This is a genomic window from Robertmurraya sp. (genome assembly GCF_036676585.1).
Lineage (GTDB): Bacteria > Bacillota > Bacilli > Bacillales > Cytobacillaceae > Robertmurraya_A.
The window spans coordinates 13840-40431 of record NZ_JAKFCQ010000039.1; the positions used below are offsets into that span (position 1 = coordinate 13840).

Annotated in this window: 26 protein-coding genes; 22 read left to right on the plus strand and 4 right to left on the minus strand. The window is 37.6% G+C overall.

What is annotated here, in order from left to right; translation table 11 throughout:
• Positions 1–151: 151 nt before the first annotated feature.
• Entirely contained in the window at positions 152–748 is a 597-nt protein-coding gene (locus tag ACGLXV_RS04630) for a YdhK family protein (protein WP_391557731.1), read from the minus strand.
• Positions 749–982: 234 nt separating this feature from the next.
• Here ACGLXV_RS04630 and ACGLXV_RS04635 point away from each other — a divergent pair, with 234 nt between their 5' ends.
• From ACGLXV_RS04635 to ACGLXV_RS04725, 19 genes are all read left to right on the plus strand, one after another.
• Complete coding sequence (locus ACGLXV_RS04635; RefSeq protein WP_391557708.1) at positions 983–2065, plus strand: YncE family protein; 1083 nt, start codon at positions 983–985, stop codon at positions 2063–2065.
• A 160-nt stretch (positions 2066–2225) separates the two neighbouring features.
• Positions 2226–3401: a stage II sporulation protein P gene (spoIIP, locus tag ACGLXV_RS04640; RefSeq protein WP_391557709.1), complete on the plus strand. Its 1176-nt coding sequence runs from the start codon at positions 2226–2228 to the stop codon at positions 3399–3401.
• Positions 3402–3675: 274 nt separating this feature from the next.
• Entirely contained in the window at positions 3676–4692 is a 1017-nt protein-coding gene (locus ACGLXV_RS04645; RefSeq protein WP_391557710.1) for a LacI family DNA-binding transcriptional regulator, read from the plus strand.
• Between the two features lie 261 nt (positions 4693–4953).
• Complete coding sequence (locus ACGLXV_RS04650) at positions 4954–6240, plus strand: ABC transporter substrate-binding protein (protein ID WP_391557711.1); 1287 nt, start codon at positions 4954–4956, stop codon at positions 6238–6240.
• A 73-nt stretch (positions 6241–6313) separates the two neighbouring features.
• Positions 6314–7198 (plus strand): carbohydrate ABC transporter permease, encoded by an 885-nt coding sequence (locus tag ACGLXV_RS04655; RefSeq protein ID WP_391557712.1) that lies wholly within the window; start codon positions 6314–6316, stop codon positions 7196–7198.
• Between the two features lie 22 nt (positions 7199–7220).
• Positions 7221–8060: a carbohydrate ABC transporter permease gene (locus ACGLXV_RS04660; RefSeq protein ID WP_391557713.1), complete on the plus strand. Its 840-nt coding sequence runs from the start codon at positions 7221–7223 to the stop codon at positions 8058–8060.
• Between the two features lie 13 nt (positions 8061–8073).
• Positions 8074–9156, plus strand: a complete 1083-nt coding sequence (locus tag ACGLXV_RS04665; protein ID WP_391557714.1) for a Gfo/Idh/MocA family protein — start codon at positions 8074–8076, stop codon at positions 9154–9156.
• A gap of 100 nt (positions 9157–9256) precedes the next feature.
• The gene (locus ACGLXV_RS04670; protein WP_391557715.1) at positions 9257–9397 is read left to right on the plus strand and encodes a hypothetical protein; all 141 of its coding nucleotides are present in this window, start codon (positions 9257–9259) and stop codon (positions 9395–9397) included.
• A gap of 11 nt (positions 9398–9408) precedes the next feature.
• On the plus strand, positions 9409–10389 hold the full coding sequence (locus tag ACGLXV_RS04675) for an aldo/keto reductase (protein WP_391557716.1): 981 nt from the start codon (positions 9409–9411) through the stop codon (positions 10387–10389).
• A gap of 369 nt (positions 10390–10758) precedes the next feature.
• Positions 10759–11433 carry a GntR family transcriptional regulator gene (locus ACGLXV_RS04680; RefSeq protein WP_391557717.1) on the plus strand — a complete coding sequence of 225 codons (675 nt, stop codon included), beginning with the start codon at positions 10759–10761 and terminating at the stop codon, positions 11431–11433.
• A gap of 2 nt (positions 11434–11435) precedes the next feature.
• Positions 11436–12650, plus strand: a complete 1215-nt coding sequence (locus tag ACGLXV_RS04685; RefSeq protein ID WP_391557718.1) for a trans-sulfuration enzyme family protein — start codon at positions 11436–11438, stop codon at positions 12648–12650.
• A 2-nt stretch (positions 12651–12652) separates the two neighbouring features.
• On the plus strand, positions 12653–13678 hold the full coding sequence (locus ACGLXV_RS04690; protein ID WP_391557732.1) for a methionine ABC transporter ATP-binding protein: 1026 nt from the start codon (positions 12653–12655) through the stop codon (positions 13676–13678).
• A gap of 53 nt (positions 13679–13731) precedes the next feature.
• The gene (locus tag ACGLXV_RS04695; protein WP_391557733.1) at positions 13732–14331 is read left to right on the plus strand and encodes a methionine ABC transporter permease; all 600 of its coding nucleotides are present in this window, start codon (positions 13732–13734) and stop codon (positions 14329–14331) included.
• Between the two features lie 18 nt (positions 14332–14349).
• Positions 14350–15366, plus strand: a complete 1017-nt coding sequence (locus ACGLXV_RS04700; protein WP_391557719.1) for a uroporphyrinogen decarboxylase family protein — start codon at positions 14350–14352, stop codon at positions 15364–15366.
• A 58-nt stretch (positions 15367–15424) separates the two neighbouring features.
• Positions 15425–16252 carry a MetQ/NlpA family ABC transporter substrate-binding protein gene (locus tag ACGLXV_RS04705; RefSeq protein ID WP_391557720.1) on the plus strand — a complete coding sequence of 276 codons (828 nt, stop codon included), beginning with the start codon at positions 15425–15427 and terminating at the stop codon, positions 16250–16252.
• 76 nt (positions 16253–16328) lie between these two features.
• On the plus strand, positions 16329–17120 hold the full coding sequence (locus tag ACGLXV_RS04710) for a pyrroline-5-carboxylate reductase family protein (RefSeq protein WP_391557721.1): 792 nt from the start codon (positions 16329–16331) through the stop codon (positions 17118–17120).
• Positions 17121–17136: 16 nt separating this feature from the next.
• Complete coding sequence (locus ACGLXV_RS04715; protein ID WP_391557722.1) at positions 17137–17919, plus strand: VOC family protein; 783 nt, start codon at positions 17137–17139, stop codon at positions 17917–17919.
• 175 nt (positions 17920–18094) lie between these two features.
• Positions 18095–19000, plus strand: coding sequence for a hypothetical protein (locus ACGLXV_RS04720; RefSeq protein WP_391557723.1), 906 nt, complete (start codon positions 18095–18097; stop codon positions 18998–19000).
• 45 nt (positions 19001–19045) lie between these two features.
• Positions 19046–19228, plus strand: coding sequence for a hypothetical protein (locus tag ACGLXV_RS04725; RefSeq protein WP_391557724.1), 183 nt, complete (start codon positions 19046–19048; stop codon positions 19226–19228).
• A 32-nt stretch (positions 19229–19260) separates the two neighbouring features.
• On the opposite strand, the gene ACGLXV_RS04730 is transcribed toward ACGLXV_RS04725, so the two are convergent.
• Together ACGLXV_RS04730 and ACGLXV_RS04735 are read right to left on the minus strand one after the other, a co-directional pair.
• Positions 19261–19443: a hypothetical protein gene (locus ACGLXV_RS04730; protein ID WP_391557725.1), complete on the minus strand. Its 183-nt coding sequence runs from the start codon at positions 19441–19443 to the stop codon at positions 19261–19263.
• A 230-nt stretch (positions 19444–19673) separates the two neighbouring features.
• A complete protein-coding gene (locus ACGLXV_RS04735) occupies positions 19674–20675 on the minus strand; it encodes an AraC family transcriptional regulator (RefSeq protein ID WP_391557726.1) in 1002 nt (333 codons plus the stop codon).
• A gap of 222 nt (positions 20676–20897) precedes the next feature.
• Here ACGLXV_RS04735 and ACGLXV_RS04740 point away from each other — a divergent pair, with 222 nt between their 5' ends.
• Both ACGLXV_RS04740 and ACGLXV_RS04745 read left to right on the plus strand, forming a co-directional pair.
• The gene (locus tag ACGLXV_RS04740; protein ID WP_391557727.1) at positions 20898–22163 is read left to right on the plus strand and encodes a glycoside hydrolase family 1 protein; all 1266 of its coding nucleotides are present in this window, start codon (positions 20898–20900) and stop codon (positions 22161–22163) included.
• A 37-nt stretch (positions 22164–22200) separates the two neighbouring features.
• The gene (locus tag ACGLXV_RS04745) at positions 22201–23721 is read left to right on the plus strand and encodes a glycoside hydrolase family 43 protein (RefSeq protein WP_391557728.1); all 1521 of its coding nucleotides are present in this window, start codon (positions 22201–22203) and stop codon (positions 23719–23721) included.
• A 53-nt stretch (positions 23722–23774) separates the two neighbouring features.
• Here the strand turns inward: ACGLXV_RS04745 and ACGLXV_RS04750 are convergent, their stop codons facing one another.
• Entirely contained in the window at positions 23775–24344 is a 570-nt protein-coding gene (locus ACGLXV_RS04750; RefSeq protein WP_391557729.1) for a hypothetical protein, read from the minus strand.
• A 584-nt stretch (positions 24345–24928) separates the two neighbouring features.
• Here ACGLXV_RS04750 and ACGLXV_RS04755 point away from each other — a divergent pair.
• On the plus strand, positions 24929–26592 hold a 1664-nt coding region (locus tag ACGLXV_RS04755; protein ID WP_391557730.1), incomplete at its 3' end, for a carboxylesterase family protein.

The window sequence follows — 26592 nt, forward strand, 5'->3', positions numbered from 1 at the left end:
AAGCGATGTTTTAAAAAAGCATCGCTTAATCTCTTTTTTTATTGTGTCCTTGACAAAGGTGCTAGTATAGATCTTACATACTTTTTATATTAAAGTGTGTAAGAACATAAATAGACATCCCTATAATAGGAATGCCTAGAAGTTTCTATTTTTATTTCTCGGAAAGCTCACTTTCTGTTACCCATTGATGATTGGTTACTTTTTCTCCATCTGTCGTCGATGTGTAATCAACCATGTATACAGTTGTTTGTTCTGCTGAATCGATTACAACAGTTGCACCCTCCATCCCTTCCATATGGTCAGCGTTTACGGTAACCTCATCACCAGTTTGATAAGGTTGGTCACCAGCATCTTTAATTTCTTCGTGAATAATCCATTTGTGATTCGTTACTTTTTCTCCGCCAGTTGTAGGTGTATAAGATATAGTATAGACGGTGGTATCATAAGCACCAACAATGGTTGCTTCAGCGCCGTTCATCCCTTCCATATGGTCTGCATTAATAATCGCTTGACTACCAACTGCAAATTTTGGATTTTCAGCATCTTGTAGGCCTTCAGGAATTTCCCCTGATCCAGAATGATCCATTCCTTCATGACCTCCGTGACCTTCACTGCTAGTATCCTGTTCTTGTCCTGTTTCCTCACTGCTGTTATTCGAATTGTCTTGTTCATTCTCCTGATTATTGGAACATGCTGCTAAAAAAACTGCGAAAATCAAGGAAAATAGAAATAAGGTAGTACGTTTAATACTCACTATAGCAACCTCCTTTATATTATTTACAATCATACTACTATAAAAATTTGCAGAAATTGTGGAGAATACCTACCGATTTTTGAGAAATCCTTTAACTTTTAAGAAGTTACATTATATTTACTTAGCTTATTAAATTCACAAAGCTGTCAAACTCCAAGTCGGATTCTGCAAATTTTCTGCACAAGTATTTACTATATTGAACTTACCAAAGATAAGGAGTGTTTATAGATGAAAAAAACCATTTTCATAAGCTTGTTATTATTATTTAGTATTACTCTAGCTGCATGTGGTAATACAGCAAATAATGTGGTGGAGGAGAAGAATACCGACACGATAAAAAATAATGAATCCAATCAGGATGGTAAAGAGCAAGAGAAAGCTTCGTTCTACTATACCGCGGAAAATGGAGGCATCACAAAAATCGACGCTACAACTAACAAGTCAGTGAAATCAATCGAAATTGAGGGTTCGGTTCATAATGTTCAACTTTCACCAAACGGAAAATTAATAGGAGCGACTGTTGCTCCTGAAACTGGTGAACATGGGGGACACGATAGTGGACATGAAGAAAAAACAGCAGGACTGGCGCTGTTTTATGATGCGGAAACAGATGAATTAATCAGTCAAGTGGAAGTCGGATCTCATCCTGCTCATATTGTGTTTACTGAGAATATGAAATATGCATTAGTAACAAACAATGAAGATAATCATGTATCTGTAATAGATGTAGAAACATATAAAGTGATTCAAAATATTTCAACAGGAAATGGACCACATGGTTTTAGAGTAGCAGTCGATAGTAAAACAGCTTATATTGCAAATATGGGTGAGAACACGGTAAGTGTAATAGATTTAGAGAGTATGAAAGAAACCAAAAAGATTGTAGTAGGGAATAATCCTGTTACATCAGGGATAACTCCAGATGGGAAAACACTTGTGGCAACGTTAAACGCTGAAAACTCCCTAGCCGTGATTAATCTCGATTCTGAAAAGGTTGAAAAGATTCAAGTGGGAGAAGGCCCTGCTCAAGTGTATATTCAATCAGACGGTAAATATGCATTCGTTGCAAATCAAGGAACGCCTGAAAATCCATCGAATAGTGTATCTAAAATCGAGCTAGAAACCAGAAAAGTGGTGGCAACCATTGAAGTGGGCGAAGGTGCCCATGGGATTGTGACGAGTGAAGACAACCAGTTCGTTTATGTAACCAATATGTATGATCATACAGTAAGCGTAATTAAAAATGATGATAACCAAGTAATTGCAACGTTAGAAGTTGGAGAGGAACCAAATGGGATCACCATAAAATGATATTTTTTTAAAAAACAAGAGTGTCAGTTTAGAAACCGTCTCTTTTCTAATAAGCAATACTTCATTGGTATTGATTGGAAAAAATATATTAGTCTATTATTATTCCTACCTCATATATTCAAATTAAGAGAGTTAAAACGCTAGACTTAAGGAGGAGTATATGAGGAATAAAAATAGCCAGATGGTTTTTATAGATCTTAAAACTGTTTTCGTTATCCTTTTCTTTATGATATTCTTACTCATTTTTATGATTAATTTTATTAATATTAAAGACAAATTTACGTCAGAGCTATTATATAGAACCAGTAATAGATTACCTACTGAGTTTTTTCTTGAGTTAACGTCTAATGAAATCGCTCTTTTAGGTGAATCCGATATAGTTGATGTTAGTAACGAATTACCATCACTCTCTGAATTTATTACAAGGTCTGTATTCGATATTCGGCACAAAGATATAACAACGTTGTTTGGTAACGAAATTCCTAGTTTTCGTACGTTTAATACAGAAATAGCAGTTGCAGGTATGGGAACAGATCTTTCGAATCTCCCAACGGAATCTTCCCCACCCCTAGACATCTTGCTGAAAGAAAGAGAACTGGCAGGTCAGGAATTGGAAGAATCGAATAGTAATCAGGGGAATACATTACCACCAAAAGAAACAGGAGAAGAAGAAATTTTTATTTACCATTCACATAGTTGGGAAGCGTTCTTACCGGAATTAAACGGCGTTACGGATCCAGATTCAGCTGTTAGCTTTAATGAAAATAAAAACATCATTGATGTCGGAAAAAGCTTACAAGAAGAATTGAATAAGAAAGGGATAGGTTCAAAGCATAGTACAACCAATGCGACGGAGGAATTAAAAAAGAAGGATTGGAATTATTACCAGTCTTATACTCTTTCTAGAGAAATTGTTCAACAAGTTATGGCACAGGAAAAGACCATCCAATATCTAATCGATATACACAGAGACTCGCAACCGCGGAGTGTCACAACAATGGATATCAGCGGGAAACCATATGCTAGATTATTCTTTGTGGTTGGGAAGGAAAATGCGAATTATGATAAAAATCTAAGTTTAGCTAAAGAACTGAATCAAAAACTGGAAGAAAAATATCCAGGCATTAGTAGGGGAGTGTTTGTAAAAACAAAAGATGATGGAAACGGAGTTTACAACCAAGACCTATCCAGCAAATCGATGCTGCTTGAGTTTGGCGGTGTTGAAAATACAAAGGAAGAACTCGACAATGCCATAAAAGCATTTGCAGAGGTTTTTAGTGAGTATTATTTGGATGCAGAACAAGTAAATGGGGGTTCAGAAGTGGATGGAGTTTAATTAACATAAGTATCTTTGGATAGAAATTTATTTAAACAAGAACCTTCTTTAGTAAAGGAGGTTTTTTTTGTGTTCTTTTATTGAAGTGGTAATACCTTCATTTTAAAAAAGAAGGCAATCATATGAACTGTTAGGTATTGGTGGACAATCAATATAATAATAGGTAAATAATATTTTGGTTAAAAATTGAAATGTAATTGACCAACATTAAAAAAGTTTAGTAATATAGGATTTACAATAGAAAACGTTTTCTTAATACCAAGGTGGTGATTTTATGTCAATTACTATTCAAGATATTGCTAAAGAGGCGAAAGTTTCAATTTCAACTGTTTCAAGAGTAATTAATGATTCAAAAACAGTTAGTCCAGAATTAAAAAAGAGAGTAGAAGAAGTTATAAAAAGAAACGATTTCAAGCCTAATTCTTTAGCAAGAGGTTTAATTACTAATAAAACAAACATTATCGGAATTATAGTACCAGATATATCAAATCCAGTATTCGGTGCTTTAACGAAGGGGATAAACAGTGTTTGTGAACAAAAAAACTATACTTTAATGGTTTGTGAATCAGGGGGAAAACAGGAAAAGGAAATCGAACTATTAAAGATATTAGGAGATAAAAAAATCGATGGTGTTTTATTTGCAGGAGTCGATGTTAACACCACTCTAATAGATGGAATGAAAAAGAATGAATTTCCTGTAGTTTTGGTCACTCAAGAAGCATCAGGTGGCGAAGAAATGTTATATACAGTCGTTCATGACAATATTCGGGCAACATACGATGCGGTCTCTTTTTTAATTGAAAATAATCATAAAAAAATCGCATTTATAGGTGGACCAGAAAATGATTATTCGTCTGGGCAAAAACGACTGACAGGATTTCAGTTAGCCTTAAAAGAAAACGAAATTGTAGTTCCAGATTCATATATTGAACATGGAGATTTCAGTTTCGACTCCGGCTATAATTGTATGAAAAGAATTTATGAAGAGAATTTAGTATTACCAACTGCTGTAATGGTCTGCAACGATGTAATGGCTATTGGGGCGATAAGATTTTTAAAGAGTGCTAATGTTTCAGTGCCTGATGATATTTCTATTTTAGGCTTCGATGACTCAGAGATAGGGAAATACTTTACCCCTGAATTATCGACGGTTAGAATTTCTTACTTTGATGAAGGTGTTAAAGCAGCAAAGACGCTATTTAAACTTATGAGTAAAAAGAATACACCGATACCAAAGACACAATTTGTACCACATAAAATAATCAGAAGAAATAGTGTGCGTAGAATTTAGATTTAACTTTAAAGAACAGGAAATCCTTTTCCTGTTCTTTTTGTTTTTTATATTATTTTTTGACTTAAATGATACGACTTTAAAAGATAGTGGGGAGAATTTGTAAAAATCTATCAAAATAATATGATTTTTTTAAAAATTTTGATTGATTTTGGACATTCTTATAATCTATAATTCTTATTAACAAAGGAAAACGTTTTCATATTAGGAAAAGGTTTTCCTAAGTGTTTTTCAAATTTAATTTAAGGTGGAGGATACTTAATGAAGCAAAAAGTAAAAAAATTATTGGCGCCATTAGTTGCAGGTTCACTCATTTTTTCTTTAGCAGCATGCAGTGGTACTACCTCATCTTCAAAAACGGATTCAAATGATCCGGTCACAATCACGTTCTCATTTGACCAAGGGATTGGAAAACCGGCTCAACAGCTGATTGATGAGTACAATGCGAGTCAAGACAAAGTGAAAGTTGAAACGAATATTTTGCCGCAGGATGCAAACGTGGTGCACGATGATTTCGTCAACAAGCTAGCATCTGGTGATAAAAGTGTAGACGTTATGGCTGTTGATGTTGTCTATATATCAGAGTTTGCTGCCGCTGGCTGGTTAGAAGATTTAACTCCCCATTTTGATCAATCTACACAAGATAAGTACCTACCTGGAACCATTGATGCCGCAACGTACGATGAAAAACTGGTTTCGTTCCCATGGTTCACAAATGCAAGCGCTCTATTTTACCGTAAGGACGTACTCGAACAATTGGGAGTACAACCGCCTACTACATACCAAGGATGGATGGACCTCTCAGAAAAAGCAAAAGGTGTGAACGGGGTTGAATATGTGGCGGATTTCCAAGCAGCACAATCCGAAGCTTTAGTATGTAACTGGGTAGAATTTATAGCAAATAATGGCGGGGAAGTATTAGACTCATCTGGCAAGCCTATTGTGAATTCTGAAAACAATATCGAAGCTACAAAAATTATGGCTGATTTAGTGAAAAATTATGCTCCAGAAGGAATTACCACTTATACAGAACCAGAAAGTGAACAAGTATTTTTAGATGGTAAAGCCTTATTTTTACGTGATTGGTCCGGATTCTGGAGCCAAGCGAACCGTGAGGGTTCAAAAGTAAAAGACCTAGTTGGGGTCACCACTTTACCAATTGGTCCAAATGGAGAAGAACCACATTCTACTTTAGGTGGTTTAAATCTAGTCATCAATAAAGCCATTGACGAAGACCAAAAAGAAGCAGCTGTTGACTTTATAAAGTATCTGTCTGGTGAGAAAGCGCAAAAAGAAATGAATTTAATTGCAGCACAACCACCAGTATTACAATCGGTATATACGGATCCAGAGGTTCTAGAAGTTAATCCGTTTTATGAAGAGTTTTATGGCATTATTATGAATGGTAAAGCAAGACCGATGTCTCCTAAGTACGCAAAGGTTTCTGATGCCATTCAACGAAACATTCACTCTGCTTTAACAGGGGAAGTGAGCGTGGAAAAGGCGCTAGATAAGACCCAAAGCGAACTTGAAGAGTTAAGCAAATAAAGAAAAAATGAATATCACCTGCAGAATACCTGGCTTTCTGCAGGTGATTTCATAAGAAAGGATAAATGTGGGAATGAAAAGTTCACTACAAAAACAGGAAACGAGAGACGCCTGGATCATGATGTCCCCAGCAATCATCATTTTGGTGATAATTGCTGTTTATCCAATCGTAAGAACCTTTTGGATTAGTTTACATGAAATGGTGTTGACAGATCCAGGTTCGGGATTTCCTTTTATCGGTTTAGAGAATTATATGAAATTGTTTCAAGATCCAAGAGCATTAGCTTCCATTGCTTTTACATTTAAATTCACGATTACGACCGTTGTCCTGGAATTGATCATTGGTGTAGGTGCTGCACTCATCATGAATAAAAAGTTTAAAGGACGGGGATTGGTTCGAGCAGCCATTTTGATTCCATGGGCGATTCCAACAACAGTATCTGCTCTAATGTGGAAATTTATCTATAATGACCAGTATGGTTTGTTTAATGATGTGTTATTTAGACTTGGTATTATTGATGGATATAAAGCTTGGTTAAGTACAGAAAGTGGCACCTTCATGGCACTTGTGATTACAGATGTGTGGAAGACGGCGCCCTTTATAGCTTTATTAATACTAGCTGGACTTCAAATGATCCCGAATGAATTATATGAATCTGCCAAAATTGATGGAGCAAATGCTTTTCAGTCGTTTGTGAAAATTACTTTGCCAATGGTAAAAAGTACGATATTAGTTGCATTGTTATTCAGAACCTTAGATGCATTTAGAGTCTTTGATTTGGTTTCGGTTATGACCGGTGGGGCAAATGGATCTGAAAGCGTATCTTTATATGCGTATAATAATCTGATGAAATTCCTTGATTTCGGATATGGTTCTGCATTGTCTATTCTGATTTTTATCATCGTCTTTATCATTAGTCTGATTTACATGAAAGCGTTAGGGAAAAATCTAGCTTAATTTCAGGAAAGGAAGGTATAAGATGGATGTTAAAACGAAGAGGATGCTAAAAAACTCCTTATTTTATGTCATGGTCTTATTGTTTTTAGTCTTTATTATGCTGCCGTTTATCTGGCAATTTTTAACGTCAATAAAACCACTGTCGGAAATAGCATCTATACCTGCAAAATGGTTTCCAAGCAAAATAAACGTCCAATTTTACTTTAACGTGTTTGAAAAACATCCGTTTGCACGGTATCTATTAAATAGTTTTATCGTTGCCTCGATAACGACATTTTTAAGCATTTTAATTGGTGCTTCTGCCTCCTATGCTTTGGCAAGGCTTCGCTTTAAAGGAAAAAAAGTACTGCTTATGGCTATTTTAAGCATTTCGATGTTTCCTACAATTTCAACCGTAAGTCCGTTGTTTTTAATTTTAAAGAATTTGGGATTATTGAATACATATGCCGGGTTAATCATTCCGTATATCACATTTGCCTTGCCGTTATCTATTTGGCTGTTAACTAATTTTTTCAGTCAATTGCCAAAAAGCTTCGAGGAAGCAGCTATTCTTGACGGGTGTACTAGGATTCAAATCTTCTTTAAGATTATGCTACCATTAATCAAGCCTGCCACATTCTCGGTAGCCTTGCTGGTGTTTATCAATTCATGGAATGAATATATTTATGGATTAACGTTTATGACAGATGACAATATGAGAACGGTACCGGTGGGGATTTCTCTATTCCCAAGCAACTATGAACTTCCATGGGGTGATATGGCTGCCGCTTCAATTGTTGTAACCGTACCGCTTATTATTTTAGTCTTATTATTCCAAAAGAGGATAATTGCAGGATTAACATCAGGTGGAGTAAAAGAATAAAGGAGGAGTCAACATGGAGAAAATTCGATTTGGACTAATAGGTTCTGGGTGGCGTGCTGAATTTTACATACGAATTGCAAGGGCGGTCCCTGATAAATTTGAATTAACAGAAGTATTGATAAGGGATAAGGAAAAAGGGGAGAAATTCGCTGAAACCTTTGGGGTAAAAGTAGTGAATTCTTTGGATGACTTGATGAAAAGTAATCCGGATTTTGTAGTATTATCCATCAAAAGAGGCGCTGTAACAGATTATTTGATTGATTTATTCAGAAAAGGGATTCCCGTTTTATGCGAAACACCTCCTGGCGAAACAATTGAATCGTTGGAAGACCTGTGGGAACATGCGAAAAAATACGATGCAAAAATACAAGTAGCCGAACAATATTTTCTTCAGCCTTTATATGCTTCCTGGCTGAAAGTCATTCAAGACGGAAAACTTGGAGAATTAAGCAACATTAGTATCTCATCGCTGCATGGATATCATGGAACGAGTATGATTCGAAAGTATCTCAATGTCGGTTTTGAAAATTGTGTGATGTACGGGAAAAGGTTTTCCTTTGATGTGACAGAGACCTATGGACGTGAAGGAATGCTTTTTGATGGAGAGGTTTTTTCCTGCACAAGAGACCGTTTGACATTAGAATTCGATAATGGGAAAGTTGCTTTTTTTGATTTTTCCGACCCAGCTCAGTACCACTCCTTTATTCGAACACGTCAATTGACCGTACAAGGAGGAAGAGGGGAAATTGATGATTTGACTGTTCGTTACCTTACACCTGAAAACGTACCTGTTACACAAGAATTAAATCGGATCGATTTAGGAAGATACAGCAATCAGGAATGGTCGCACTTCGCACTAATGCTTGGCGATGAATTTGTCTATAAAACTCCGTTTAGGAATGCTAGATTGAATGATGATGAAATTGCCGTGGCTACCTGCCTACTATTGATGGGTGAATATTTGTCTACCGGCAAGCCCTTTTATTCGTTAGATGAAGCCTTACAAGATACATATCTTTCTCTGATGATGGAAGAGGCTCTTAACCATCCGAATAAAGAAATTAGAACGTCAACCAGAGCGTGGGCGGAGGCGTAACATGTTTTGCTTAACCTCTTTTTTAAGAGATTCGTCGATTTCATCAAGTTGAAACAGATTCCGAAATGAATACGATGCTTTTAATGGGGAATTTTCTGTATTGGATTCGGCCAATGATGAAATCCGGCTTTTATGGAAAAAACATGATGTGCACTGCACGTTGTTTATCGATTTGAAAACAAATCAATCAGTCATTGACTATGTAGATGAAAACGGAAAAATTGCTCAATACTGCATATAAAAGGAGAGAGAATGGATATGAAATTACCAATCAATGAAAGTGGATTAGCGGCTAGTCAACTTATTTACGGATGCATGGGACTTGGAGGTGGATGGAACCGGGATCCGATCCAATCGGAGCATATTACGCAGGCACACGAAATAGTGGAAATGGCGCTGGAAAACGGAATCAATATGTTTGATCATGCCGATATTTATGCATTTGGTAAAGCGGAAACTGTCTTTGGTCAAGTATTGAAAGAAAAACCAACATTACGTGAAAACATGATAATTCAATCGAAACTGGGGATTCGCTTTCCTGATGAGGAAAAAGGCGTGCCTGCACGCTATGATTTTTCAAAGACTTATATTCTCAATAGCGTCGATAGCATTCTTTCTAGGTTAAATATAGATTACTTGGATGTTCTCTTGTTACACCGTCCAGATGTCCTCATGGATGCAAGAGAAGTAGGAGAGGCTTTTCACCAATTAAAATCTTCAGGAAAGGTCCGTTACTTTGGTGTTTCGAACATGAGTGCCGGGCAAATCCGTTTATTGCAAAGTCACTGCAATGAAAAACTTGTTGTTAACCAATTAGAAATGAGTTTAGATAAAATCGGTTGGCTTGAAACAGGAGTCCATGTGAATCAAGTGGCGGCACGTGACAATGTGTTCCCTGAAGGAACGCTTGAATATTGTCAATTAGAAAATATCCAACTGCAGGCGTGGGGTTCACTGGCAAAAGGAATATATACAGGGCGCGACCTTGAAAATGCAGGCGAGAATGTTAAGAATACGGCTTTGTTGGTGCAAAGGTTCGCAGAGGAAAAGCAAGTTTCGAGGGAAGCCATTGTGCTGTCGTGGTTGATGAAGCATCCAGCAGCGATACAACCGGTTATTGGAACAACAAACCTTGCCCGGATTCAGGGGTGTGTCGAGGCATTAAAGGTGACGCTTAGTCGAGACGAATGGTACAACTTGTATGTTAGTTCAAGAGGAGTAAGCTTGCCATAGAACAGTAAGAAACTATTAACCAAGAGAGCCAACAAGTAAAATAGATTACTAAACAAAGAAAGGGTCCTTATACAGGGCTCTTTTTATTTTGTCTCGAAGGTGGGACGGTGTCGGTTACGTTAGTGACTATAGAGAATTGCGGTAAAGTCCCACACGTGAGAAAAAACACTGTTAAATAATATGACCAAAACATTTAATATTCTGAAAATTAGTTATAGGATAACAATCATAGAAGAAAAGTTGGAAAAACAATTTCTTTCAGCTATTCAATACCAGCCGAATAGGGCTATATTTTTTTACCTCAAAAAATTGTATACAAAAATACAAGTATTCTTTATTGATTAAAGAACGAAATATTGGAGGGGGAACATGAATAAACAGAGTCGTTTGTTAACGAAGGATATTGCTTATTCGAATATAAAACAAAAAATCATTTTTGGTGAGCTGAAGTCTGATCAAATTGTAAGAGAGGAACAACTGGCTAGTATGTTAGACATTAGCCGCACCCCGTTAAGACAAGCCATTCAGATGCTAGAGATGGAGGAATTTTTAATTCGTCAAACGAATGGAAGGCTCAAGGTTGCATCTATTACGAAAGAGGAGGTAGAAGAGATTTTTATGATTCGTAGCATGCTAGAAGGAAAGATTGCCAACCATGCTGCAGGGAACGCGACAAAAGAGGATGAGGTTGTCCTTTCTGAGATATTGGATAAGATGAAATATTCATTTCGGTTAGGAAACAATCAAGATTTTGTCACCTATGGAAATGAATTTCATGATTATATTGCTGAAATAAGTGGACTTAAGACTACTATAAAACTCCTAAATATGGTTAAAGATCATGCGAACAGGTACTGTCATTTGGTTTCCATGTTTGGGAAATGGAATGAGAAAGCGGACGAGGAGCATGACTTAATTTTTCAGAGTATTAAGAAAAAGGATGGTGATGGTGCAGAAATGGCCATGAAGGATCACATCATGAGTAGTTTGAGAGATGTTCTTAATAGAATCCAAGAAAAAGAACAATTAGGCGAGTTGGTGTAAATATGGATATGAATTGGAGTATGGATACCCAAGTCATTCATTCGAATCACCAAGTATTCGAAAAGCCAAAGGCAATCTCACATAGCATTGTTCCAGCAGTTGCCTACGCTTTTCCAACTGTTGAATCGGCTGCTGATGTTGTTTCAGGGAATGTTGAGGGTTTCTATTATGGTCGATACGGCAATCCAACCTTACAAGTTCTGGAAACTAAAATAGCTGATTTAGAAAAAGGCGAAGCTGCATTAGGTGTAGCAAGTGGGATGGCTGCTATATCGATCGCGTTATTAGCTTATTTAGAAAAAGGGGACCATGCATTGGTGACAAAAGATGTGTATGGGGGAACGTATCATTTTTTAACATCATTGGCGCCTCGATTCGGAATCGAATTTGATTTTGTGGACTGTACGGATGTAGAAGCAATCATCACAGCGATCAAACCAAATACAAAAGTAATCTATATTGAAACACCATCGAATCCCACTTTAACCATACTGGATATTCCTTTAATTTCAGAAATTTGTCAACAAAACGAGCTTGCTTTAATTGTTGATAATACATTTATGAGTCCGTATTTGCAAAATCCGTTATCACTTGGAGCAGATGTAGTTGTCCATAGTGCGACGAAATATATTAACGGGCATGGAGATGTTCTTGCTGGTTTTATTGTTGGGAATAAGACTGACATTCAGTTCATGCGTAAGAAAATTATGGGCGATTTAGGTCAAAACTTAAATGCTTGGGAAGCCTCCTTAATACTAAGAGGATTAAAAACAATGGTTCTACGAGTTCAACGACACTGTGAAAATGCTCAACAAGTTGCTGAGTTTTTACAGGACCAACACTCTATTGCCAAAGTGTATTACCCGGGGTTACCCTCTCATCCCCAGTTCGAGCTTGCTCAACGTCAAATGAAAGGGATGGGTGGAATTGTTTCGTTTGAAGTAAAGGGAGGATTAGAGGCAGGAAAAAATTTGATAAATAGCTTAAAGCTAGCGATGATTTCCTTTAGTTTAGGCGATCCTGAAACCCTTGTTCAGCATCCAGCATCTATGACGCATGCTTCCATTCCTAGAGAAGAACGAGAAAAGTATGGAATTAATGATGGATTAATACGAATTTCAGTTGGATTAGAGGCTGCTAAAGATATTATAGCTGATTTAAGCCAAGCATTATCAGCTATAGAAGTAGAGGTAAAAATGAGGGGTGGAGCAGAATGACTATGATTGAAATGAAAGGCGTGTATAAAACCTATCAACGAAAAAACGTGACGACGGATGCTCTTAAAGGCATTGATTTACAAATACAAGAGGGAGATATTTTCGGGGTTATTGGTTACAGTGGTGCCGGAAAAAGCACATTGGTTCGCCTTGTCAATTATTTAGAGCAACCAACGAAAGGGGATGTAATGGTTAATGGCCAAGTGCTCGCTCATCTATCTAATGAGCAGCTTAGAGCAATGAAGAAACAAATAGGAATGATCTTTCAACACTTTAACCTACTAGAATCGAAGACTATTTTTGATAACGTGGCTATTCCACTCGTGCTGTCTAAAAAGCCGAAGCAAGAAATAAAAGCCCGTGTGATGGAGCTATTAGAGTTCGTCGGATTAAGTGATAAAGCAAAAAGTTATCCGAAGGAACTGTCAGGTGGTCAAAAGCAACGGGTGGGGATTGCTAGAGCATTAGCATCCAATCCGAAAATATTGCTTTGTGATGAAGCCACATCTGCGCTTGATCCACAGACGACTCAGTCGATCTTACAGCTACTAAAAAAGATTAATACAGATTACAAAATTACGATTATGATCATTACCCATGAGATGTCGGTTATACAGGAGGTGTGCAATCGGGTGGCTGTAATGGAGGATGGAAGGATCATTGAGCAAGGATCTGTCCTAGATGTGTTTGGTCACCCGAAACATCCAACCTCCAAGAATTTTGTTAAAACAGTGATTCACAATAGTATTCCGAACAGTGTGAAGCGCAACTTAATCCGATCGGAAAATAGCCGAGTGTTTAGACTGGAAGTGAAAGGTGATTCAGCATCTGAGCCAATAATCTATCAATTATTGAAAGATTATGAAGTAAAAGTGAATATTTTGTTTGCTAATATGACGGAAATTCAGGAGACCACCCTTGTGATTATGTACTTGCATTTCGATGGAGATACAACTGAAATTGATAAAGCCTTAGAGTTTGTGAGAGGAAAAGTTACTGGGATTGAGGAGGTCGTTGAACATTGTTAGAAACAACCATTACATTAGATCAGTTTATCCAAGCAAGTATTGATACGCTTTATATGGTAGGGGCTTCTTTACTCATAGGCTCATTAATAGGCATCCCATTAGGTATAGCTTTGGTCATTACAAGGCCGGGTGGAATTGTACAAAGTAAAATTTTCTATTCTATCTTGAATCCGATTATTAATATTGTTCGTTCTTTGCCATTTATCATCTTAATGGTAGCGATCATTCCGTTTACACGGATGCTTATTGGTACATCAATTGGAACAAATGCAGCGATTGTGCCACTCATTATTTTTATCTCTCCATTTATTGCTAGATTAGTAGAAAATTCTTTATTAGAAGTAAACCCAGGTATCATTGAAGCCGCGGAATCAATGGGTGCAACACCCTTTCAAATGATTTGGTATTTTTTACTTCCGGAAGCATTTGGTTCATTAATTCTATCGATTACTACAGCAACCATCGGATTAATCGGTGCAACTGCGATGGCAGGAACCGTTGGTGGCGGTGGTGTTGGTGATTTGGCAATTGTCTATGGGTATCAGCGCTTTGATACATTTGCGATGGTTTCTACCGTTATCATTCTTATCATTTTCGTACAAGGAATTCAATCATCCGGAAATGTGCTAGCACGTAAAGCCAGAAAAGAATAGAGAAAAGGGGAGTAAAAAATGACGAATTTAACGAAAATGCAACGATTTGAACAGCTTTTATCTGGAGAAAAGGCCGACCGACCCATTGTAAGTGGATGGCATCATTTTCTCGAAAAAGAACAAACAGCCACAGATCTAGCCGAAGCAACGATTACGTTTGCTAAACAATATGACTGGGATTGGATAAAAATTAATCCACGAGCTACTTATTTAGCCGAAGTCTTTGGAAATTCATATGATTTTAACGATTACAGATGGGTGTTTCCAAAGCAAAGTAAGCAAGTGATCCAAAAGTTCTCCGATATATGGGATGTGACAGAGGTCGATGTAGCTAAATCGGCAGCACTTCAAGAACAAATAGAGGCTGTAGGGTTAATTCGAGATGGTTTACCAGACGTTCCAATTATACAGACGGTTTTTTCACCACTAACGATTTTGATGTTTTTAACAGGAAACTCATCATATGTTGACCAAACGATGTATGGGAGTGAAGCACCGGTAGATTTTATGGAATTGTTAAAGACCGAACGGGCCGGTGTTCATCAAGCATTACATGCGATAGCGTTGACGATGGCTAACTATGTGAAGGAATTAGAAATAGTAGGCGTCAACGGGCTATTTTATGCAGTTACAGGAACGGCTCATCCTGAATTGTTTGATGAGGCTATATTTAATGAATTTTCAAGGCCCTATGATTCAATCGTTCTGCACGCGATGAAGAAAGGAAAACGAATCTTACATACATGTGGCACTTACTCACAGCCGGATCGATTTATCGATTACCCAATTGAGGGTATCAGTTGGGACACAGAAGCAGAAGGAAATCCTGGATTAGAAATCAAGTTAGATAAAACAAAAGTAGCAGGTGTGGACCATCGTATTTTTGAAGGAAGAGATGACTCCCTTATTGATCAGCAAGCAAAACAAGCAATCGATGTGATGGAGAATCAACCATTTTTATTGGTTCCTAACTGTGCAGTTTCTATAAAAGCCACTGAGGGAGCATTAAATACATTACGAAATAGTGTTTTATAGTATTCATGGTGTTTTATTTATAACCAATATATTAAAAAACTAAGAGGGGGCAAGAAGAATGAAGAAAGTGTTTTTGTTTTTGTCTATTATTCTGGTGTTGTTCTTAGCTGCGTGTGGAAGTGAGGAGTCTGCTGGTCAAGAAGAGAAAAAGGACCTTATTTTTGGATTTGGAGTGGGTACGTATGAAGAACAGTTTCGTAAAGGAATTTTACCAATCCTAGAAGAGAAGGGCTACAATGTAGAAATTAAAGTGTTCTCACAGAACATGCAGGTTAACCCAGCGATGGCAGAGGGAGCTATTGATGCGAGTGTCTTCCAAAGTACTTCATATATGGAAGGAATTAATAAGGAACTAAATGTAGAAATGGTTCGCCTTGCATTTTCTCCTGGTGCACCGCAAAGTTTACGCTCTGTGAAGCATGATTCACTTGATGCGGTTAAGGACGGTTCAACGGTTGCTTTACCTAATGATCCGGTCAACCAAGAACGAGCCGTTCGTATCTTAGAAGATTTGGGATGGGTTAGTGTAGAAAAGGATGCGGGGACAACAGATTTTAATTTAAATAGCGTGAAACCAGCTGCATATGACCTGGATTTCAAAGTATTAGATCCCGCACAAATATTAGCGTCTTTAGAGGATGTGGATTTCGGAGTTGTAAACGGAAACTATATTGCTAGTTCAGGATTAAAAATTTCAGATGCTTTACAAATTGAAAATACTCCTGAGGAGCATCGTATCATTGTATCTATTTTAAAAGAGAACTTAGATACACAATGGGCTAAGGATGTAAAAGCAGCCTTTGAATCACCTGAATTCGAAGAATCTATTTTATCAGAAGAAAAGTACGATGGCTTTATATTACCTGAGGTTTGGGAAACTAATTAAAAATGGTGTTTATGGAATAAGTAGAGGGATCCCCCTACTTATTCCACATAATATTTGACTTAAGGAGGTTGTTTCGATGATTCATTTTGTTGGTGGTGGACAAATGGTTGAAGCGATTATTCGTGCGAGTTTAAGAAATGGAACGCTAACAAAAGATCAAATTACCGTAACGGATGTGTCGGAAGAACGAAATACATATTTATATGCAACTTATCAGGTAAAAGCGAGTAAGGAACTAGAACCTTCTTTACAACAAGCGAATATGATCGTGATTGGAGTACGTCCACAGGATGACCTTGCATCTATTGGCGAAGCAGTACGAGAATATTCTAATAAGGATGCAATAATTGTATCCATTATTGCAGGTGTAACGATAAATAGGCTGGAGTCATTTTTGGGAGACGAGCGACCGATTGTCCGCGTGATTCCAAATACATTGACAGATACGGGATTTGGATATAGTGGAGTGGCTTTAAATGAACAAGCGTCTATAGAGCAAGTCGATGATTTTTTAAACGGATTTGGAAAAGTCATGTATATTGAAGAACGATTAATTGATATTTTTACAGGGTTCGGTGTGGCTGGGCCTAACTATGTCTATTATTTTATCGAATCGTTTGCAGATGCTGGGGTGTTAGCTGGTTTATCGCGAGAACAAGCATGGAAAATCACTTTGGAAAATATAGTAGGTTCTGTAGAGATGTTAAAGCAAACCGGAAAGCATCCACGTCAATTATTGGATATTAATAATTCTGCTGGGGGAGTCGGAATTAATGCCTTACATGAGCTAAATGGTTCAGACTTTGCTGCTGGTTTGCAAAGAAGTGTATTAAAGGCGGTCAAGCGGACGACGGAGTTAGGGTCTTAAATTTGGAGGTGGTAAGATGGTAAACTTAAAATGGGATCATACGGTTCATTATGTTAACAGCTTAGAGTCAGCGATTAAGAAGTTCCGAGAGAATGGGTTAATCGCCTTTCAAGGTGGTTCTCATAAGCAATGGGGTACATACAATGCATTAAGTTATTTTGACCTCTGTTATATAGAATTTCTTGGAGTGGAAAATCGAGAATTAGCCGAAAACGTTGTAGAACCAAATGAGGTGGTACGAGATTCGGTTAAGTTATTACCAGGTCAGGAAGTGTTAAGCAGAGTAGCTTTGCGAACGGATGATATCGAGGAAGTAGCAAGCCATTTAACCAAGCTCAATTTGGATGTTTCACCCATTATGGATGGAAAGCGATTAGACGCACAAGGCAATTTGATTGAATGGCGGATGATGACCATTGCTGGGGACTATCAAGGATTGCCGTATCCATTTGTTATTCAATGGAACGAGACGGATGAAGTACGGAGAGAAAGATTAATAGATTCAGGAATTATTAAAGAACATCATACAGGTGAAGTGACGATAAAGAGTGCTGTATTCCAAGTGAGTAATCCGTCAGCAGTAGCGATACACTGGCATCGGTTGTTTGGATTTGAAATGTTTGAACAGAATGTTTCTTCTGATTCGGATAAATGGATGTTGGTGGTAGGGAATCAAACCTTTATTTTTATTAAAGGTGATGAAAACCGAATGCAACAACTAGTTTTTAACACTGCAGCTCCTGATTTAAAAGGAAAATTGATCACAATTGGAGAAGGGGAATATTTATTCGAAGGGTGAAGCACCAAAAAAGTCATCATTCATAAGAACAGATGAAGGTTTTATTAAATAAATTTTCATCTGTTTTTTTAATTTACGAGAGGAACAGACCATTTTCGAGACCCCCTTTATGGTATAATTTGTATCATAATAGAGTAAGAATTGACAGCTTACCAGTTTCAGAGGAGAGAGAACATTGAGCAGAAAAGGGGAAGAAAATGACAAGATTCACCCTATGAGGAAAGATTGGTTAAAGGTTTCTCTTATTGTGTTATACGTCCTGGGTATCGCTTTTATTATTGGTCTTTTTATAAACGACGTGTTCTTTACTGATCATTCATCAAAAAATACAACTAATAATAATGTACCAGCAGCTGAAACTCAACCAAAGAATACAAACACAAAAGCACCCACACTGACCACACTGGTGGTTGAACCGATTGTTACGGATCCAACCATTATCAGTATAGTAAAACACGTTTTCTATTTTTTAGTTTGGATTCTGTTGTTTTTACTATTCCCAATAGGATTTACTAGGTTAAAGAGGTTAAAGCTTTTTAATTTTGAGTTAGAAGTTGAAAAGCAGACGGAGAATTTGATTGATGTCATCAATGTCACAACCCAAAAAATAAATTTTCTATCCAAATGGGCTACCGAAGAATACGCTAATGGTTATGCTAGTATAGCAAAGGATTTCACCCAAATTGATGATGGCATGGGGATTGTTTTGAAGTCTCTAACCGACTATTATTCTGAAAATTGGCAAGGAAACGTGGAGTATAAGATTTACCCCACAAAGACTTTTGAATCAACAAGAAGAATACCCAAGGTAGTTCGTGATTCATATAAAGCTTCTTTAGCAAGAGCGCAAGCCATACCAATTAACAAAGAAAATAAGGACCAGGCTTACATAAAAAATTATCTTCTATTAGCGATTTCCTATGAAAATACAGAATATGCGATTACTTTATCGAGTTATTCTTTGGAGTTCGACGAATATGATGCCGTATTACTATATGGACTTATATCATTGGCTATCCAATATTATGAACGGACCGAAATGCTGGGGTTACTAGAACGGATTGATATCGAGCAAGCTTGAACAATATTTTCAAATACAGTAAAATAATGATAAGAGGTGATGGAGATGGCTAAAAACACTACCGTTACAGTTATAGTAGAAGAAAACGATCCAGCACTAAAAGATTTTCAGAAATACACAAACAAGGCTAAAACCATCCTTAATGGTAAACATTCTTCGAACAACAGCGTCCCAAACATTAAGATTACGAAGGATAGCATTATTGTTAAAAAACTCGTTCACCAATAAAAGGTGGTAGAATCGTTGATGATTCTACCACTTTATTTTTTTATGCGGTAATATTTTGCTATCACATGCTGAACACGTTCATTATTTCCAAACCAATTTGTCGCTCTTTTAATATTCGTCATTTCCCAAGGCTTAACCTGCAAATCAGGATTGACATCTGTATGTAGGATGTTTTTAGCCTTATTAATTAGTCTATTTTTATTACTAATGTCCACATCCATCATCCTCCTCTTTATAGTGTATTAAGAACCTTTTTAAATATCCCTTTTAGGTATTTAAAATCGATTATTTAATTGCTTTAAGAGTAGGGTACAGGATGTTTAAGGTAGGAAAGAAGTACCTAAATTCCAAACAAGAACAACAAGCATACCTATTATGTACCGAATTTCGTCAAAATCATGTCCATCCATTAGCGTTGAAGCAATTATAGAAGGTAGATCTGATCCTACTGAATGGTTTTGTCATACCTATGTTTTTCCTTGTAACTATAAGGTGTCTCATGAAACAATTCTTTGAATTTTTTATAAAAAAACGTAACACTTGAATATCCGACTTCCTCTGCTATTTGTGGAATAGGAAGATCAGAATGAGATAAGAACAAGGCTGCCTGATTTAACCGTTGAATTTGGAGAAGTTCTTTGAACGATTTTCCTGTTCCTTTTTTAAGCAAGGTGGAAAGGTAACTTGGATGGAAGCCGAACGTCTGACCCATATCCACTAGGGAACAGTCCCTAAAATGCTCTTCAATATATCTCAAAAATTCTAACAGAGAAGCATCCTTATTTTCTTTCGAGTACTCATTTCTAGTAGGGTAAGTGTTATAACGAAGGAGTGTGGAAAATAAAACGATCATGTAAGAGTCTATAATTTCTTCAGAACAGAAATCCCGATCAAAAAATTCACACATCATATTCTCCATAACTTCTATGATTTTCGTCTGTTCACCAGGACGGAAAATTAGACAGTGATTTTGTTTCCGTTTGCTGACTAGCGATTCAATCATAAATTGAGAGATAATGCTTTTTTGCGACAATCTTCTTAGAAAACTTGGAGAAAGATAGTCCTGCTTCATGATCATATTTATAACGATATCCTTCTTCGTGGTAGCATCCACACTATGAGGTGTTTCTTTGTTAATGAAAAGCAGTTCTCCTTTTTTCAAAACCACCTTTTTTCCTCTTACTGTAACGGTACAACTACCTCTGTAGACAAACATCATTTCAATATAATCATGCATATGGAGCGGAATTACCGAGTGATATGGCTGCTGTGAAATAGAGATGTTCTCTTCAATCGGTGAATCGTTAATATCAAATCCTTTGCTAAAGAGAAACACTTCCTCTCCATCTACTGTCATTATGGAGGGTTTATACTCCTTTAAGACTTTTTCCTCATCGACCTCAAAATGTACTGATTTCAAATAGCTTTCCAGTTCTAAACGTTCCATGGCTTCGCACCCTTTTTCGATTCGAGTAATCATTTTCCTAATTCTAATATAAAAAGTGATCGGTGTTAACCCTGAAACTTTTTATCATTCATGAAAGTGTCATTCAAAAAGAAATCTATGATTCGAGCAATCAATTCCTTGTATTTTAACATTATCTGAACGGAAAGCGTTTGCTACTATCAAAGTATAGCCTTGTAAAATATCATTCGGAGGTAACTTACTATGAAATATACATTTCCTGAATCTTTCCTATGGGGAACAGCGACATCTGCCTACCAGGTAGAAGGAAACAATGATCGATCAGATATGTGGGCAGAAGAGTATTCAGAAGGATCACCGTATAAAGATTTTTCCGGTGATGCGGTCGATCATTACAATAGATACAAAGAGGATATTGAACTGATGGCGAGTCTAGGGTTAAACAGTTACCGTTTTTCAATCGAGTGGTCAAGAATTGAACCGGAGCCAGGTGTGTATTCCAAAGAAGAAATGGACCACTATCGTGATGTGATCAAAGTTTGTTATGACAACAACCTCACACCTGTTGTGACCATGATGCACTTTACTTCTCCACAGTGGCTAATGCAGATGGGCGGGTGGAGAAATCCAAAAACGGCAGACCTTTTTGCCCAGTATTGCGAGGTTGTGTTTAAAGAGCTGGGGCAGGACATCCCTTATGTGTTGACGATGAATGAAGTCAATTTACCGGTGATGTTAAAAGAACTGTTCATTAATCTAGACTTTATGCCGCCTGTTGGTATGGATGCTAAGTCATGGACAGCACCCGGCTGGCGTGAATCAACTGCCCAAAAATGCGGAACAACGGTAGATGAATATTTCACTTTTCATATGGCTTCTGATGAGCAGTCTTTAAAAATTGTGAAAGATGCTCATTGTAAAGCCCGTGCGGTTATGAAGAAAATAAACCCCTTAACCAAAGTAGGATTATCCTTGGCACTTCCAGAAATTCAAGCAGTTGAAGGTGGGGAAGAACAGGCGGCAAAGGTTTGGCATGATTACTTTGGACAATTTACATCCGCTATTAAAGGAGATGATTTCATCGGCGTACAAAACTACACCCGGGAAATTTACGGCCCACAAGGACAAGTTCCGGTTGCGGAAGGAACAGAAGTGACGGCGATGGGGTATGAGTACTATCCGGAAGCTTTGGCCGGTACGATTAGGAATGTGGCTAAAGAGCTGGATATCCCTGTGATGGTGACAGAACACGGCATAGCCACGAATGATGACAGCCGCCGGGTCGAATTTATCCAACGAGGACTGAAAGGGCTACATTCGTGTATTGAGGATGGTATTCAAGTAATAGGGTACCTTTATTGGTCCACATTTGATAACTATGAATGGACGTTTGGATATGAACCGAAATTTGGGATTATCGGGGTGAATCGAGATACGCAAGAGAGACAGGTGAAAGAAAGCGGACGTGTGTTAGGGGCTATTTCAAAGAACAATGCTGTACGCGGGTAGGTTGACGCAAACTTTTTAACATAGAAGGAGATTTATCATGAAGTATACCAATCCTATTATTTCTGGCTTTCATCCAGATCCAAGCATTTGTAAAGTGGGAGAAGATTTTTATCTTGTGACTAGTTCATTTGAATATTTCCCAGGTGTCCCGATTTTTCATTCGAAGGATCTCGTGAATTGGAAACAAATAGGCCATTGCTTAACACGTGAAAGCCAATTGCCGCTGCATCAAGCCAAAAGTTCCATGGGGATATTTGCCCCGACGATTCGATACAACAATGGTCGTTTTTATATGATTACGACGAATTTGACCATCGGAAAGAACTTTTTTGTTTGGACGGATAATCCAAAAGGTCCTTGGTCTGAACCGATTTTTCTGGATTGGCCAGGCATTGATCCTTCGTTATTGTTTGATGAAGATGGAAAGGTGTATCTAAGCGGTACACAAGATATTTTTAGCGGTGAACCTATGGGGATTTATCAAGCAGAAATGGATATGGAGACGGGTAATCTGCTTTCTGAACGACGGTTGATTTGGGAAGGAACGGGCGGTGCTCATCCTGAAGGACCGCATCTTTACAATATTAACGGGACCTACTATTTACTGATTGCTGAAGGAGGAACAGAATACGGGCATATGGTGACGATGGCTAGAAGCCAACAGCCATTTGGACCGTTTGAAAGTCATCCGAATAATCCGATCCTTACCCACCGGAGTAGTTCAAAGCCCATTCAAGCTACTGGCCACGCTGATTTCATTCAATATACCGATGGCAGTTGGTGGACGGTATGTTTAGGAATACGACCAGCCCCTATTCCTTTTAGTGGAAAACACCATCATCTAGGGCGAGAAACGTTCTTGGCACCTGTTGAATGGAACGAGGATGGCTGGCCAACTATTGGTGGACCAATTGAATTAGAAATGGACGGAAAATCACTCCCGATAGAGGAAAGAGTACAGTGGAAAGTAAAGGACGATTTTGATGGGAGTACGTTAGATTTTCCCTGGAGTTTCTTAAGAAATCCTAACAAAGATAGTTGGTCCTTATCTGACCGACCTGGTTACCTTACGTTATATGGCTCTTCGATTCGTTTAGATGACTTGGATTCCCCGTCATTTGTCGGCAGAAGACAACAGCATTTTGATTGCAACATCTCAACACTTCTGGAGTTCTCTCCAACAGAGGAAGGGGAGGAGGCTGGGCTGACCCTCTTCATGAATGAACGATTTCATTATGAGATCGCGGTGGGAATCCGTGATGGGGTGAAAAAGGTCTTCATCAGACGAAGAATTGGTTCACTTTGGAAAGTAGAGTCGGAGTATGAGTATGCACAAGATGCTATTATTCTATCGGTTCAGGCAGATGCCAAAAACTATACATTCAGCTATCAACAGCCAGACGGAGAGTCCATTACTTTAGGTTCGGGAGAATGCTCTCTCTTATCGACAGAAGTAGCGGGTGGATTTACAGGAGTATTCTTTGGACTTTATGCTACTGGGAACGGACGTCATGCTACAACCCCGGCGTATTTTGATTGGTTTGAGTATCGATTGTAATTGTTCAGAGAGCACCGTAACTTATGGTGCTCTTTTTGGTCGTTTGAGGTGCCTTAAGCCTTGTGTCTTGCCAAATAATACTTTATAAAAAACTGCGTCAACCCATAAGCAATTCCTGAAATGGTTATATCTATAAAGAATAGGTGAACAATTGTAAATCCCTTAGTGATGGAGACGAGACCTAATAACTTCTCTATAGGTGCAAAACCCAAAGCAAATAAGGCGCTAAGTCCAGTAGTCCATAAAATGAAAGGTTTTTCTTGATTTATACAATATTGATAAAGAAGCATAAAGGAAACAGGTAAAAGAGATGCTGTTATTCCAAAAGCTTGTGGCAAGAATGGCATGAGGAAATAATAATGGTCTATATAGCCCTGTCTAATAAGTGCTAGATCTGTATATGTCCATAACATATGTACTGTATAACCAAAGAAAAGAATTTCAAAGGTTCTATTTCGGTCAAGCTTAATCAGAAGCACAATCAGTGGAACAAGTAAGCAGAGAAGTAAGACCCAGAACTGCCAGTTTCCCCAGTCAGAATGCTCATACCAATAAGAATACATTAGAGAGGTAACTTTCTTACTCGCCTCGTTTATTTCCTTCCAATATTGCATAACTGGCATGCTAACACCTCTTTTTAAGCTGAAAAGCCACCAATATCCGAGTAATGGAAGCCTTTCCTTCTATTTACATTTTTCTGCAATAATCGCATGTTATTAAATTAGCCAAGCACCTTCTTTTTATACTAAAATACAGTAAAAGTAATGGAGAATTTATTTGGGATAAGGTTTTGAACGAAAACTTTTATACCTAAAATCATTGAATTATTTTAAAGCGAAAATCCCAGGACATTAGCGTTTGCTTATAAAAGGTTATGTTTTATAAGACGATTTAAAATTTAGTTTTTTATATTTTCAAATAAATCTAAATGTAAGCGTTGACAATCTTTGCGAGATTTAGTAGTTTTATATAGAAATCTATATCATTCAAAGGAATGTTACCTCTTTTGGGCATAACCTGGACAGATTTGAATCACACTCGTGTTTCATTCTGTTCGGGTTTTTTGTTTTTAAAAAGAAAGTGAGGTGTTTAGATACATAGGCCATAACCTATTGAATGACATCAAAAAAGTAACGTTCATTCTGAGTGATTAAGATTTTAGTATGATTCATTTTTCAAATAAATTTCTAGAAGGAGTGGGGGAAAAGTGAAAAGAGTTTTTAATTATTTACTGGCTTTAGCACTCGCTGTAGGTTTAGTAGGTAGTAATGTATCAGCTGCATCTTTAACATCTACAAATGTAACGGAAGAAGTTTCATTCTCTCAAACTTATAAAAAAGGAATCACACAAGAAACAAATTACGGAAATGTAAAAGGATATGTGAATGTAGAAGAAAATGCGTTGGTATGGAAGGGAATTCCTTATGCAAAAGCTCCAGTTGGGGATTTGAGATGGAAAGCTCCAGAAGACCCAGCACCATTTGAAGGTACCTTTGATGCAACGAAGGCTGGAAATATTGCCATTCAGTCATCTGCTCAAGGGATTATCGGGAGCGAAGATAGCCTGAATATAGACATTTATCGACCGAATACAAATAAAAAGAATCTTCCTGTTTTATTTTTCATTCACGGAGGTAATAATCAAACGGGGAAATCCGAAGAAATAACAGGTGAATCGTTTGTTAATGACTTAGACGCTATTTTTGTTTCGGTCAATTACCGACTTGGGCCATTAGGTTTTAATCCTCTACCAGCCCTAAATACAGGTAACGGGTTAGAGGATTCAGGAAACTATGCGTTATTAGATATTGCTAAATCCCTAGATTGGGTAAAGGAAAATATAAAAAGCTTTGGAGGCGATCCAAACAACGTAACGATCTCTGGATTTTCTGCTGGCGGTAGAGATGTCATGGCTGCGTTAGCCTCTCCCATCTTTGAAGGGAAATTTCAAAAGGCCATTGCCTTCAGCGGTGGAATGACTATGGCAGATCAAGATGATAGTATTAAAGTCTTTGCGAAAGCAATCGCTCCATTAGTCGTACAGGATGGAGTCAAATCTTCAGAAGAAGAAGCATACCAATGGCTTCAGACTAAGGATGAGAAAGTAAAAGATTATCTCTATTCATTATCTGCTGATAGATTAAGTGGATTAATGAGTAACGCAGCCATTCGAATGAGTGTTTTCCCTCATCTGTATAATGATGGTGTGGTTCTTCCAAAGCAAAAGTTTGATACAAAGAATTATAATTCTGTTCCTTTAATCATGCTGACTGGAGCATCAGAATTCTCCTTCTTTGCATGGGGAGATCCATACTTTGCAAGTAGTGTTCAAGATGGTAGTTTACTAACGGACGAAACGAAGTATGCTGAATACACTTTTGCTAAGAAATATGGAAGTGATCTATACAGATTGTTTAACACTCAGGAATCAGCTGAAAAAATGTATGATAGCTATAAGGCACCTATTTACACTGTTGAAATGCCTTTTGGGGAAGAACTTACTGGAGCCACGGATATGATGTCTGTTTTCGGATCCTTCCATGGTGTCTTTGTCCCTCTATTAGACAGTAACAATAAAAGTTATTTATCTATGATGAAGGAATCATATAGTCTAGATGGAGCGAAGGAACTGAGCGTTCAGTTCAAAGAATATTTGGCTAACTTCCTTCATAAGGGTAATCCTAATGGCAAAAAGTTAACAGAATGGGAAACCTGGACGAAAAAGAAGCCAGCTACCCTGGTATTAACTGCGAATGAAACAAATGCCTTGGCAGAAATGTCTGTGGTTTCTACTGATAAATTAGATGTGATAAATGAGATAGAAAAAGATACTTCTATTTCTTCAGAGGCCAAGAAAAAGATCATTAGTGA

What these genes read in the sequence shown, in the direction of transcription:
- ACGLXV_RS04635 (WP_391557708.1), top strand. Translation starts at nt 983, where the DNA reads ATGAAAAAAACCATTTTCATAAGCTTGTTATTATTATTTAGTATTACT.
- spoIIP (WP_391557709.1), top strand. Translation starts at nt 2,226, where the DNA reads ATGAGGAATAAAAATAGCCAGATGGTTTTTATAGATCTTAAAACTGTT.
- ACGLXV_RS04645 (WP_391557710.1), top strand. Translation starts at nt 3,676, where the DNA reads ATGTCAATTACTATTCAAGATATTGCTAAAGAGGCGAAAGTTTCAATT.
- ACGLXV_RS04650 (WP_391557711.1), top strand. Translation starts at nt 4,954, where the DNA reads ATGAAGCAAAAAGTAAAAAAATTATTGGCGCCATTAGTTGCAGGTTCA.
- ACGLXV_RS04655 (WP_391557712.1), top strand. Translation starts at nt 6,314, where the DNA reads ATGAAAAGTTCACTACAAAAACAGGAAACGAGAGACGCCTGGATCATG.
- ACGLXV_RS04660 (WP_391557713.1), top strand. Translation starts at nt 7,221, where the DNA reads ATGGATGTTAAAACGAAGAGGATGCTAAAAAACTCCTTATTTTATGTC.
- ACGLXV_RS04665 (WP_391557714.1), top strand. Translation starts at nt 8,074, where the DNA reads ATGGAGAAAATTCGATTTGGACTAATAGGTTCTGGGTGGCGTGCTGAA.
- ACGLXV_RS04675 (WP_391557716.1), top strand. Translation starts at nt 9,409, where the DNA reads ATGGATATGAAATTACCAATCAATGAAAGTGGATTAGCGGCTAGTCAA.
- ACGLXV_RS04680 (WP_391557717.1), top strand. Translation starts at nt 10,759, where the DNA reads ATGAATAAACAGAGTCGTTTGTTAACGAAGGATATTGCTTATTCGAAT.
- ACGLXV_RS04685 (WP_391557718.1), top strand. Translation starts at nt 11,436, where the DNA reads ATGGATATGAATTGGAGTATGGATACCCAAGTCATTCATTCGAATCAC.
- ACGLXV_RS04690 (WP_391557732.1), top strand. Translation starts at nt 12,653, where the DNA reads ATGATTGAAATGAAAGGCGTGTATAAAACCTATCAACGAAAAAACGTG.
- ACGLXV_RS04695 (WP_391557733.1), top strand. Translation starts at nt 13,732, where the DNA reads ATGGTAGGGGCTTCTTTACTCATAGGCTCATTAATAGGCATCCCATTA.
- ACGLXV_RS04700 (WP_391557719.1), top strand. Translation starts at nt 14,350, where the DNA reads ATGACGAATTTAACGAAAATGCAACGATTTGAACAGCTTTTATCTGGA.
- ACGLXV_RS04705 (WP_391557720.1), top strand. Translation starts at nt 15,425, where the DNA reads ATGAAGAAAGTGTTTTTGTTTTTGTCTATTATTCTGGTGTTGTTCTTA.
- ACGLXV_RS04710 (WP_391557721.1), top strand. Translation starts at nt 16,329, where the DNA reads ATGATTCATTTTGTTGGTGGTGGACAAATGGTTGAAGCGATTATTCGT.
- ACGLXV_RS04715 (WP_391557722.1), top strand. Translation starts at nt 17,137, where the DNA reads ATGGTAAACTTAAAATGGGATCATACGGTTCATTATGTTAACAGCTTA.
- ACGLXV_RS04725 (WP_391557724.1), top strand. Translation starts at nt 19,046, where the DNA reads ATGGCTAAAAACACTACCGTTACAGTTATAGTAGAAGAAAACGATCCA.
- ACGLXV_RS04735 (WP_391557726.1), bottom strand. Translation starts at nt 20,675, where the DNA reads ATGGAACGTTTAGAACTGGAAAGCTATTTGAAATCAGTACATTTTGAG.
- ACGLXV_RS04740 (WP_391557727.1), top strand. Translation starts at nt 20,898, where the DNA reads ATGAAATATACATTTCCTGAATCTTTCCTATGGGGAACAGCGACATCT.
- ACGLXV_RS04745 (WP_391557728.1), top strand. Translation starts at nt 22,201, where the DNA reads ATGAAGTATACCAATCCTATTATTTCTGGCTTTCATCCAGATCCAAGC.
- ACGLXV_RS04750 (WP_391557729.1), bottom strand. Translation starts at nt 24,344, where the DNA reads ATGCCAGTTATGCAATATTGGAAGGAAATAAACGAGGCGAGTAAGAAA.